Consider the following 12,321-nt stretch of genomic DNA (forward strand, 5'->3'; position numbering starts at 1 on the left):
TTCCCATTATGGTAGTTAGACTTTCAAGCATAACGTTCAAAAGAAATCAAAAATACTATTTATACGCTCTTTTAGTTTGCTTGATTCATCCAACGATATTCTTTTTTTCAACAGATATATTTCGCGATATATTTATGGCCTTTAGTTTTCTATTAGGATGCCTGACAGTAAAGTGGTTCTTAAATAGTCATAGTGTCTTTGGTGCTGTCTTTTATTTTTTATTATCTGTGGCGATTGGATTTTTCTTAATAGAGATAAGACCTTATTTAGGATATGCCTACTTGCTTAGTCTACTTTTCTTAAAGATAAAATTTACTAAAAGTAGAGCTTTTTATTTAGGTCTTCTCTATCTTGGACTTCTGTTTGCAGCAAACTATTTAGGCGTTTTGGACTTGCTAACTGAGTATCGGTCTGGATTTGAAGATTCGGAAGGTGGCTCGACTCTAGGTCTCAGCTTCTCTAATCCTATACTATTTATACCTAATTTTATAATTAGCTTTTTAGGGCAGATGTTGGGCTTGTACATTACTAACCCGCTAGCGCTTGTACTATTCGTACTCGAAACCGTTCCTTTCTTTTTCATGCTCATATATGTATTAAAGAATATTAAGTTAGCAGACAGCTTTGTACGTTTTCTCATTATATTTTTCGTGTTCTACGGCAGTGTTTGGTTGATCGGAAACGATAATTTAGGCACCGCAGTACGTTTAAGGATATACAACTATTTGGCTATATATATCAGTTTTTTTATATCTTAAGGCTTAAAAGATCGTCTTTTAGAAAGTCCTCCTCAAATAGAGTATAGGTGGTGAATGGATGAAAATAATTATTTTAGGCACCATTGCTTATAGTTTTTATGGCTTTCGCGCTGACCTTATTCAGGAGCTGGTCAAACAGCAGCATACTGTCTATGCGTTTACTTCTGAATATACTCAAGATGAGCTAAAGAAGATAGAAAGGTTGGGTGCCATACCTGTAACCTATAGTCTAAATCGAGGTGGCCTGAATCCTTTAGCGGATATCACAGCAGCTTATCATCTGTCCAAAGTTATTAAGAAAATAGCGCCAGATGTTGTGTTCTCTTACTTTTCTAAACCCGTTATTTTTGGCACGTTAGCAGCAAAAATAGCAAAGGTTCCACAGGTTGTAGGTATGCTCGAAGGATTGGGTTATTGTTTTACAGATCAACCTGAAGGCCTTAGCAAGAAGGTAAAAGTGATTAAAGGTATTCAGGTCTTATTGTATAAAATTGCTTTGCCACGGTTAAATCGGCTTATATTTTTAAATACTGATGATCCTAATGATTTATTGAAGCGGTATAAAATACAAGTGAAACAGGTAAATGTGCTAGGTGGTATTGGTTTAAATCTAAGCCAGTACAAATATCAGTCCATAGTAAATATCGAAGAACCTATCAAATTTTTATTTATTGGTCGCTTATTGAAAGAAAAAGGCATTCATGATCTTATTTCGGCTATAAAAATAGTAAAGAAAGTATACCCTGAAGCGTATTTCACTATTTTGGGAGAGATAGATGCTTCTAATATGGGTGCATTGCAGAAATCAGAGTTAGATGAGTTGATTGCATCGAACATCGTAAATTATCCTGGTCATGTTGATAGTGTAAAAGACTGGATTGCAAATCATCATGTATTTGTACTGCCGTCTTATCGTGAAGGGGTGCCGCGCAGCACTCAAGAAGCGATGGCAATTGGAAGACCTATTATCACTACTGATGTACCTGGTTGCGTGAGACGGTTGTTGATGGAGTAAATGGGTTTTTAGTAGAAAAATGGGACCAAAAGCTTTGGCAGAGAAAATAATTTACTTTATAGAACATCCTGAACAGATTAAAGAGATGGGTGATGAAGCTACAAGCTAGCACAAGAGAAATTTGATGCGAATAAAGTCAATAAACGACTAATAAATATGTTGGGCTTATAAATGATAAAACGACTATTTGACATTGTAGGTGCAACGACAGCGTTAGTAGTGCTGTCTCCTATCTACGCTGCAACTGCCTACAAGGTGAGTAAGAATCTTGGCGCGCCTGTTCTATTTCGTCAGATTCGTCCAGGTCTGTATGGCAAGCCATTTGAGATGATAAAGTTTCGTTCCATGAAGGATGATATAGACGCAGATGGCAATCCTCTAGAAGATGGCGCGCGATTGACATCGTTTGGTAAAGCGTTGCGTAACACCAGCCTTGATGAGTTGCCTGAACTTTGGAATGTTATAAAAGGTGATATGAGTCTAGTGGGCCCGCGACCATTATTGATGGAGTATCTACCCTTATATAATGATGAACAAGCGCGCCGACACGATGTCCGCCCAGGTATTACAGGGTATGCTCAAATTAATGGTCGCAATGCTATTGGATGGAATGAGAGGTTTGCATTGGACACATGGTATGTGGACAATCAGTCGCTGTGGTTGGATATCAAGATTTTATTTAAAACAGTGAAAAAAAGTTATTGTTAAAGATGGCATTAGTGCTGAGGGAGAAGCGACTATGAGTAAATTCATGGGCAATAGTATTAATGAAGAAATGCTTTAAAAGTACTCTTTGCTAATAGCAATACAGCTAATTGAAAAAGCTGCGTATCAAGCAAATCATGATAGATAGGAAGGTTAATAACATAGTGAGCAGTTTATCGTAGAGCATGACACAACATTAGACATAAGTACCATAGAGGAACATATGCTAAATACCCCTTTTTCACCTTGGCCAAAATTTACGCAGCATGAGGCTGATGCTGTCAGTCGAGTGCTACTATCTAATAAAGTCAATTATTGGACAGGCGAAGAATGTCGTCAGTTTGAGCGAGAGTTTGCTGACTGGGTAGGTAGTAAGTACGCAATAGCGTTGGGTAATGGCACCTTGGCATTGGATGTCGCGTTACAAGCACTCGATATAGGTGCAGGTGATGAGGTCATTGTCACACCGCGTACCTTTATTGCTAGTATCTCATCAATCGTTAATGCAGGTGCGACCCCCATCTTTGCAGATGTCGATGAAGCAACTGGTAATATCACTGCTGAGACCATCACAGCTGTATTAAGCGACAAGACGAAAGGTATCGTGTGCGTCCATTTAGCTGGCTGGCCATGCGATATGGACAGTATTATCGCACTGGCAGATGAGCATGGCTTATATGTTATTGAAGATTGCGCACAAGCTCATGGCGCACGATATAAAGGGCGAAGCGTGGGCAGTATTGGTCATGTTGGGGCATGGAGTTTTTGCCAAGATAAGATTATGACCACAGGAGGTGAGGGCGGTATGGTCACCACCGATAGCGAACTGCTATGGCGTAAAATGTGGGCGTATAAGGATCATGGTAAGAGCTATGCGGCAGTCTATGAAACGGAGCAATCACCTGGCTACAATTGGCTCCATGAAAGCTTTGGCACCAATTGGCGTATGACTGAGATGCAAGGCGTTCTAGGGCGTATTCAACTGGAAAAAAATGAATGAGTGGACAGCAAAACGGACTACTAATGCGCAAGCCATACTAGAGGCCTGTAGTAAATGGGAGTCCAAAGGCTACCTTTGTGTGCCGAGACTAGAGCATTTAGCGCAGTTCTCAAATGCTAACCATGCTTACTATAAATTATATGTCTATGTGCAGTCCGATAATCTACCTGATGGCTGGACACGTGACCGTATTATTGAAGCAATTAACAATCAAGGTGTGCCTTGCTTCTCTGGATCTGCGTCAGAAGTATATTTGGAGAAGGCCTTTGATAATACAGGGTTGCGTCCAAGTGTTAGATTGCCAATGGCAAAGCAGCTAGGTGAGAGTAGTCTGATGTTTCTAGTGCATCCTACGCTTACGGCGGCTGAAATTGAACTGACAATACAAGCGATCGATAGCGTGTTTGATTCGATGGTCGAATAAAATGGCAATGAATGATTATTTTTAGAAATTTACTTTGTGGTCGATGCTACTCTTACTAAAAGCATAAGGTACATTTGCCTATATATAAGCAATACTGTTTAATTGACTTATTATGAAAATTTATCAGTGCACAGGCTTTATCTTACGCTAGGATTTTGTAGCGTACACAGGTACAATATTACTCTTAGTCAAAGATTGACGAACCAAAGGACAGGCATGCAAAGTATTTGCGCGCGCTGTCTTTATTTTTTTATATCGTACCCTCTATTGGAGTTACTATGTCTACTGCCCAAGAATCCGCTACCGTTTTGGACGGCAAAGCACTTGCCAAACAAATAGAACAGGATCTGCGCACGCGCGTAGATACGATTAAGGAAAAGACTGGCCGCACCCCAAGCTTAGCGACGATATTGGTTGGTGACGATCCAGCCTCTGCCACTTATGTTCGTATGAAAGGCAACGCCTGTAAGCGTGTTGGCATGGACTCTATACGCGTTGAGATGCCGAGTGCCACGACCACTGAGCAGCTCATGGCAAAAATAGATGAGTTAAATAGCAATCCAGATGTACACGGCATTTTGCTACAGCATCCGGTTCCTGAGCATATTGATGAGCGTGCTTGTTTTGAGCAGATTGACTTAGCAAAAGACGTCGATGGCGTGACTTGTCTTGGTTTTGGTCGTATGGCGATGCAGCAGTCAGCTTATGGCTCATGCACACCGCAGGGCATTATGCATTTGTTAGAGCATTATAATATCGAGCTATCAGGTAAAGAAGCCGTAGTCGTAGGACGTAGTGCTATCTTAGGTAAGCCAATGGCGATGATGCTATTGAATGCTAACTGTACAGTGACTATCTGCCATTCAAGAACTCAAGATTTGGCAGCACATATTAAGCGTGCAGATATCGTGGTTGGTGCCGTAGGTGTACCTGAGCTGATTAAAGCGGAATGGATCAAAGCAGGAGCGGTTGTCATTGATGCAGGTTTCCATCCGACAGATGATGGCGGTGTTGGTGATATCGAAATGCAAGGCATGGAAAACATTGCCAGCGCTTATACGCCAGTGCCAGGCGGCGTTGGCCCAATGACTATCAACACGCTTATTCGCCAAACGGTCGATGCTGCTGAAAAATCAGCGGGTTTGAATAACGGCTAAAAAGATAGTCATACGAATACTGATTGCCGATATATAAGGGGCCTGAGGTCACATAAACTCAGGCTAAATCAACCACATTTCAGTTGATAGGACCTAAACATGGCTAAAAAAAACGTAGGTGTTCATGAGCGACTACAAAGTATTGGTAGAGAGTTTGTCGATGTCTGTCATTACGTTATTTTATTTCTAATCAGTGTAGTGGTAGTCTGGACTGCAGGTAAAGAATTTATTTATATTGTCCAAAAGGGTTCAGCGGATCTAAAAGACATATTGATGTTATTTATTTACCTTGAGCTACTGGCTATGATAGGTATCTACTTTAAAACTCACCGACTGCCAGTACAGTTTTTGATATTTATTGCTATAACGGCCTTATCACGACATTTGGTGGTTGATGTACAGGCAGTTTCAGACTATTTCCATTTATGGCTGCTTGCGACAATTTCCGTGGCCATCATGCTACTGAGCGGCTCTATTGTAATCCTGACTTGGACGGCCAAAACATTTGGTCGCCCAGAGGATAATCTTGATAAGCAGCATGCAAATCTAACAGTTAAGGCGCTATTGCCTGATAATGCTCAAGCACCTGATAGTCATACTAAGCATCGCCGTGAATAATTAGATAGCGTTACAAAAAGATAGCAACATAAAAAAGAGCGACTAGCGGTTGCTCTTTTTTTATGCCTGGCGTTTGGTATTACAACCATTTCAATCTTTTAAAGTTGTAGTACAGATAGCTACATAAGGCGATAATAATGACCATTATGACAAGGTAAGAGTATTTCCAATGCAGCTCAGGCATAAAGTCAAAGTTCATGCCATAAACGCCAGCGATAGCTGTCGGCACTGCCAGAATACCTGCCCATGCAGCGAGCTTACGCACGACTTCATTCTGACCCATATTGACCATCGCCATATAGGTGTTCATCACCACGCTCAGCATTTCATTAAGACCATTAATAGCATCTAGGGAGTGCAATAGGTGATCGTTAACATCGCGAAAGTAAGGCTTAGCGGCTTGAGAAAATCCAGAGATAATCTCACTTTTTTTATGATTGATAAAAAAGCTACAGATGTCTTGCACAGGTAAGATGATGGCGCGCATATGTACCAGTTGCGATTTAAGCTCGTAAAGATTTTTTTAGCGTGCCTTTATCAAACTCAGAGGTAAATACATAGCGTTCTTGCTCGCGCAAGTAACGGCCCAATCGATCGGTAATCGGCATATAGTTATCAACGATAAAATCGAGGATAGCATGCAGTACAAAGATAGCCCATGCGTAACTTCTCAGGACGACGATGACAATGCTCACGTACTGGCGCATAAGAGTTTGACGGACCATTGCGAATCGTAATGAGGTAGTTTTTACCCATAAATATCGCAGTAGTACCATAACGAATGACATTGTCTTCGAGCTTGGCCGTACGTAGCACCACAAAGACCATGTCATTATCGTAGTTTTCGACTTTGGCACGTTGATGATCAGCAAAGGCATCCTCAATCGCTAGCTCATGCAGGTCAAAGGCTTCTTTTACTTTGACCATGGTTTCTAAGCTTGGATCATATAGCCCAAGCCAAATAAACTGACCGTTATTACCTAGCGTACGACTCACATCATTGAGCGCCACTCTATTAAGGTTCTCACCTGTTTTACGTGAGTAAGCGTAGCAATTGACCACTTCGCCTGCGCTTGATGAGTCAATATCTTCATAGCGTTCAGAGTCAGGATCGTAGACCGTCATGGTCTCGATAGTGTCTTCAGTAGTGGCGTCCACATCCCCATAAATATAGCTATCATCATCGTCCAAATAGAGATGCTTGTCATTCATATTGGCGTAGATATGATTCATATTGGAATCAGGCGCAATATGAGCCGTTTTTTTAATCAATTGATTATTATCATTTTCCATATACTTTCCTGTCATATAATAAAAAAATCAATAATCCAAATATACTGTGAACGCTGCTACGGTTTTATCGTGTGCCAATGCTAACTATAGGCATAGCTTTTTAGCGTATCGATATCTACCAATGCCAATAAACTCTCGTGACACGCTTCTAACTTTATTTGCGGTGCAATATCGAAGTCCAATGCTTCAACCCAACGTAGCGCGCAGATGCACCAGTAGTCACCAGGTTTGAGACCAGGAAAGTTGTATTCAGGTAGTGGGGTAATCAGGTCGTTACCGCGACTGGCAGAGAAGTTTAAAAACTCACTGGTCATCTTGGCGCAGACGGTATGTTGACCGACATCGTGGTTGCCAGTATGGCAAAAACCATTGCGATAATAGCCAGTGATGGGATCGAAACAACAGCTGGCAAGTGCGGTGCCTAAGACATTGGTTTGGTTGATGGCAGGGTTTGGGTGGTAATCAGATGACATAAGGCTTCCGAGATAAAAATATGTGTTAGTGTATCATGAGTCTGTGTTGATGACGCTGCCGTAATCGCGCTCATTATCTTATGGTTAACAAAAAAATAAACCTCTTGGCTATTCGCTCAATATTGAGCCAAACACATCAATGATGACTGTTACATCTGCTAAGCTAATAAGCGGCAATTGAACTGTAATTAGATAGTGATTGTGGCTAATTGTCACTAGGCGAACCTTGAGTGCTATGCTAAACTAAAGCATAAAGTGCCTTGATTATTTGTCGCAATTTTTTTAGCGCATAAAGATACTCGTCTTATCATTCTAAATTATACTTATTATTCACCCTTTTGCGGTTACCTGGTTTGTTTATAAATAATTGGGTCAATGATGTTGCGCGTTAAAAATAAACACACACAGCGTCAATACTCGGCAAATCACCCTTTAAGTACCGCATCAGTACCGCGTTTTTGGTAAGCGATACGCCAAACAAGGATTTATTGTGTCTGTTAGTTCTGATTCTGCAAAACCTGCCCAGCCAAATTCTACCAACGAAACAGTGTCTCAGCCTGCCGAAAACAGTGCTGCACCCAATCGCATGCCATATTTGAGTAACTTTGGCAGTGATGTTGCCAATAGTTGGCTATTGCCTGATGGGGTGGTTGATGTCCTGTTTGAAGATGCGCACAAGCAAGAAGTGCTTAGACATCAGTTAATCGAACAGCTTATTACTCATGGTTATCAACTGGTTTGCCCACCGATGATCGAGTTTACTGAGTCTTTGCTAAGTGATGCGTCAGAAGATCTGAAACGCCAAACCTTCAAAATTATCGATCAGTTGACGGGTCGTCTAATGGGCGTTCGCGCTGATATTACCCCGCAGATTTTACGTATAGATGCGCATCATGGCGGTACGGGTATTGCGCGTTATTGCTATGTTGGTGATGTGATTCATACCTTGCCATCAGGTCTGTTTGGCTCACGTACGCCGCTACAGTTGGGTGCTGAGATATTTGGCTGTGCGTCACTAGCAGCAGATATTGAGCTGATAGACGTGCTGTTTACGATGGTAAATAAACTCAATATGAGTGCAGCGCTTCATATCGATTTGGGTCACGTGGCAATATTCAAACGTTTGGCTGAATTGGCTGAATTGTCAGACAGTGATACTGAGCAATTGATGTACTTATATGCCAATAAAAACTTGCCAGAGCTCAAGCGTGTTTGCCGTGCTTTGCCAATGGGTGATGATTTTTATGTGTTGGCACGCTTTGGCCACGATATCGCAAACCTATTAGCCAAATTATCAGATGCAGCACAACAAGACAGCCAAATCGCAACGGCAATTGATGAGCTACAGCGTCTGAAAAACTATCTACAAGACCAATGGCAGTGCCCAGTGAGTATTGATGTGACTGAGCTATCAGGTTACCACTATCACACTGGCATCGTCTTCAATGGTTATATTAATAGCGAAACGCAGCCACTAGTACGTGGTGGTCGTTTTGATGGTATGCAAAGCCAGACACAAGCGTTACGTGCGGCCACGGGCTTTAGTATGGATGTTAGCCGATTGCTGGCTCATACACAGTTAGATGCGCCAACCGTTGTCTTAGTTGATTTTGCCGCTTTGTCTAATGCAAATACAGATGAGATGCAGACGCTACTGCAACAAGTAGAGAGTCTGCGTCAGCAAGGCTATCGCGTTACTATGCCGTTAGATGCACAGGACAGTCCAGATGATGTGACGCATCGTTTGTGCATGGCTGATGACAGTCAATGGCAGCTACAAACTGTTTAACTGTCTGATAGTAGCTATTGAATGGCGCACGTAGCCAAAATTATTCAGTACAAATTATGAGAACGTAAAATTATTTGTTAGATATCTCAGTGTTTCTATTTCATGAAGCACTGAGATAAAAAGATACAGCTAAGAAAATCATTTTAATTTTCAGCTTTTATTGCACACACCTCAATACATAAAGGTAAGGATTGATCATGGGTAAGAATGTTGTAGTTTTGGGTAGCCAATGGGGCGACGAAGGTAAGGGTAAAATCGTTGATTTACTTACCGAAAAAGCTCAGCAGTAGCCCGCTTCCAAGGCGGTCATAATGCTGGTCACACGTTGGTTGTCGATGGCAAAACCACTGTCTTGCATTTGATTCCATCAGGTATCTTGCGTGAAGGCGTCACTTGCTTTATCGGTAATGGCGTGGTGTTAGCACCTGATGCACTACTAAAGGAAATGAAAGAGCTAGAAGACAACAACGTACCAGTACGTGAGCGTCTACGCATCTCTCCTAATTGCCCACTTATCATGCCTTATCACGTGGCACTTGATCAAGCTCGTGAAGCCAAGCGTGGTTCTGGTAAAATCGGTACAACAGGTCGCGGTATCGGTCCTGCATACGAAGACAAAGTAGCACGTCGTGCGATTAAACTTGCTGATTTGTTCCGTGAAGATCTAGAAGAAAAACTACGTAACCTAATCGAATATCATAACTTCCAACTGACTGAGTACTATAAAGTTGAAGCGATTGATTTTGATGAGACACTTAAGCTTTGTAAAGAGTGGAAAGAAGAGATTAAAGGTATGGTTACTGATGTAACTGAAGACCTAAATCAATTACGTCTGGCTGGCAAAAACCTAATGTTTGAAGGTGCTCAAGGCACACTGCTTGATATCGACCATGGTACTTATCCGTTTGTAACCAGCTCAAGTGTAACTGCTGGCGGTGTATCAACGGGTACAGGTATCGGTCCATTGTATTTAGACTATGTACTTGGTATCACCAAAGCGTACACTACGCGCGTTGGTAGTGGTCCATTCCCAACTGAATTGTTCGATGATGTTGGTGCTCACTTAGCCAAAGTCGGTCATGAGTTTGGTGCGACGACTGGCCGTGCCCGTCGCTGTGGTTGGTTCGATGCTGAAGCATTACGCCGTGCAGTAGTACTTAACTCTATGTCAGGTATCTGCTTGACCAAGCTTGACGTATTAGATGGTCTTGAAGAGCTGCTAATCGGTGTGGGTTATAACCTACCTGAGACTGAGTGTGCAGGCGCACATGATGCTGAATTCTACGAGTCAGTCACACCTAAGTACGAAACAATGCAAGGTTGGAGCGAGTCTACCGTTGGTATCACTAACTATGATGAGCTTCCAGAAAACGCTAAAAAATATATCAAGCGTATCGAAGCATTGATTGGTTGCCCAGTTGATATCATCTCGACTGGTCCTGATCGCGAAGAGACTATCGTATTGCGCGATCCGTACGATGCTTAGTTTTTACTATAAACTTAATTAAATAGTTTTTGGTATCAATAAAAACCCCAATGCTGAGCGTTGGGGTTTTTTGTGTGTGCTACTTCAAGAAATTGATTGATTACCTTGAATTTCAACAATGTAAGAGTAGGGCTACTAGCTATAATATCATCTAGAAATATCATAAATAATGGATATACTGACATTATTTTGGTTTAATTAAGTGTAAGATATTATAGACGGATTTGGTTTTATCAACATACAAAAAGGAATTTGCTATGACAACGAATACGCTTAAATCCACGATTCGCAATACCTCTATAGCAATAGTTACATCCGCAGCTTTCATGTTGCCTATGTTTGCTTGGGGTGCAGAAAACTGTGACAAACCAAACAATGACTTTGATGGGCTATATTGCCTCACGAAAGTATATTTGGAAGCAGATAAGGAGCTTAACAACTCTTACAATAAATTGAGTAAACTCCTAAACAAACAGCAAAAAGCCACGCTTAAACGCGGACAATTAGCGTGGATGCGCGAGCGCAACGACCAATGTAGTTATAACGATGGTGATGGTTTCTTTGTCAATATGAGCTGTGCCACCAATAAGACAGCTAATCGAGTTAATTTTTTTGAATGAACGTGTGCGTGAATGCAATGCAGGTAGTTGTCGAGACAGTCGCTTAGATGATTAAATGTTTTGATTGGTAGTATGTATTAGCAAAACTCTTAGCAAGGTGTGTTGAGGGTTTTCTAATCATTAATAATGATATAAATACTCTATAAAATCAGTCTGGTAGCTATAAGTGATAAATATGAGTAGCGATAAGGTAAGTAAGTCGATAGCTCATGCATCTGTTGTTGATGAGTACTTAACTTGGATGTAAGTAAGATACTGTTATAAATTTACTTTTATGCAAGGTATGGTCATAAATTAACCCTATCATTTATGGCCTTAATCATTATAATAGGCAGCAATCCGATGTTGGCGCTTATGGTTATACACTGATATACCATGAGTTGTGTAAAACAGTTCAAGTCAACATTGTGGCTAAAGCTAAAACAACGCATTAATTTTTCATATTTTATTGAATTTATCATTTATTAGGAGCTTCTCATGGCTAACGAACGTACTTTATCTATCATCAAACCTGACGCAGTTGCTGGCAACCATATCGGCGCTATCTACAGCCGTTTCGAACAAGCTGGTCTAAAAATCGTTGCAGCTAAAATGCTACAACTTGATGATGAAAAAGCAGGCGGTTTTTATGCTGAGCACGCTGAGCGTCCATTCTACAATGACCTAAAATCTTTCATGATGTCAGGTCCAGTATTGGTATCAGTACTAGAAGGCGAAAATGCTATCGCTCAGCATCGTGAAATCATGGGTGCAACTAACCCAAAAGAAGCTGCTGAAGGCACTATCCGTGCTGATTTCGCTAGCAGCATCGACGAAAACGCAGTACATGGTTCAGATTCAGCTGAATCAGCAGCACGTGAAATCAGCTACTTCTTCAGCGATGATGAAGTTTGTGCACGTACACGCTAATATAATAAATCAGCGATAAGCTTTTGCGGCATTCGATTTGTTTGAGGTAACTGTTATAATAAGACGGCTACGAT

7 protein-coding genes and 5 pseudogenes are annotated in these 12,321 nt (G+C 41.3%); 10 read left to right on the top strand and 2 right to left on the bottom strand.

Features of this window, described 5'->3' with window-relative positions:
- The 6 genes and pseudogenes from TT11_RS00005 to TT11_RS00030 all read left to right on the top strand — a co-directional run.
- Positions 1-758 (top strand): hypothetical protein (locus tag TT11_RS00005; RefSeq protein ID WP_261868660.1); only part of this gene is annotated, 758 nt, incomplete at its 5' end.
- Positions 759-816: 58 nt separating this feature from the next.
- A pseudogene (locus TT11_RS00010) lies at positions 817-1,944 on the top strand (glycosyltransferase family 4 protein).
- A pseudogene (locus tag TT11_RS00015) lies at positions 1,945-2,557 on the top strand (sugar transferase).
- 144 nt (positions 2,558-2,701) lie between these two features.
- Positions 2,702-3,902 (top strand): annotated as a pseudogene (locus tag TT11_RS00020) (DegT/DnrJ/EryC1/StrS family aminotransferase).
- Positions 3,903-4,180: 278 nt separating this feature from the next.
- Positions 4,181-5,059: a bifunctional methylenetetrahydrofolate dehydrogenase/methenyltetrahydrofolate cyclohydrolase FolD gene (gene folD / locus TT11_RS00025; RefSeq protein ID WP_261868662.1), complete on the top strand. Its 879-nt coding sequence runs from the start codon at positions 4,181-4,183 to the stop codon at positions 5,057-5,059.
- Between the two features lie 99 nt (positions 5,060-5,158).
- Positions 5,159-5,677 carry a phosphate-starvation-inducible protein PsiE gene (locus TT11_RS00030; protein ID WP_057759021.1) on the top strand — a complete coding sequence of 173 codons (519 nt, stop codon included), beginning with the start codon at positions 5,159-5,161 and terminating at the stop codon, positions 5,675-5,677.
- Between the two features lie 79 nt (positions 5,678-5,756).
- Here the strand turns inward: TT11_RS00030 and corA are convergent.
- Both corA and TT11_RS00040 read right to left on the bottom strand, forming a co-directional pair.
- Positions 5,757-6,910: pseudogene (gene corA / locus TT11_RS00035) on the bottom strand (magnesium/cobalt transporter CorA).
- Between the two features lie 140 nt (positions 6,911-7,050).
- Positions 7,051-7,443 carry a DUF2237 family protein gene (locus tag TT11_RS00040; RefSeq protein WP_261868664.1) on the bottom strand — a complete coding sequence of 131 codons (393 nt, stop codon included), beginning with the start codon at positions 7,441-7,443 and terminating at the stop codon, positions 7,051-7,053.
- Positions 7,444-7,933: 490 nt separating this feature from the next.
- Between TT11_RS00040 and TT11_RS00045 the strand changes: the two genes are divergently transcribed.
- The 4 genes and pseudogenes from TT11_RS00045 (at position 7,934) to ndk (ending at position 12,247) form a co-directional block, all read left to right on the top strand.
- On the top strand, positions 7,934-9,232 hold the full coding sequence (locus TT11_RS00045) for an ATP phosphoribosyltransferase regulatory subunit (protein WP_238053250.1): 1,299 nt from the start codon (positions 7,934-7,936) through the stop codon (positions 9,230-9,232).
- Positions 9,233-9,429: 197 nt separating this feature from the next.
- Positions 9,430-10,718: pseudogene (locus TT11_RS00050) on the top strand (adenylosuccinate synthase).
- A 257-nt stretch (positions 10,719-10,975) separates the two neighbouring features.
- Positions 10,976-11,338 carry a lysozyme inhibitor LprI family protein gene (locus tag TT11_RS00055; protein ID WP_261868666.1) on the top strand — a complete coding sequence of 121 codons (363 nt, stop codon included), beginning with the start codon at positions 10,976-10,978 and terminating at the stop codon, positions 11,336-11,338.
- Between the two features lie 477 nt (positions 11,339-11,815).
- Complete coding sequence (ndk, locus tag TT11_RS00060; protein WP_057759031.1) at positions 11,816-12,247, top strand: nucleoside-diphosphate kinase; 432 nt, start codon at positions 11,816-11,818, stop codon at positions 12,245-12,247.
- The last annotated feature ends 74 nt before the right edge of the window (positions 12,248-12,321 follow it).

This window comes from Psychrobacter sp. JCM 18901, from assembly GCF_000586435.1.
Classification (GTDB): domain Bacteria; phylum Pseudomonadota; class Gammaproteobacteria; order Pseudomonadales; family Moraxellaceae; genus Psychrobacter.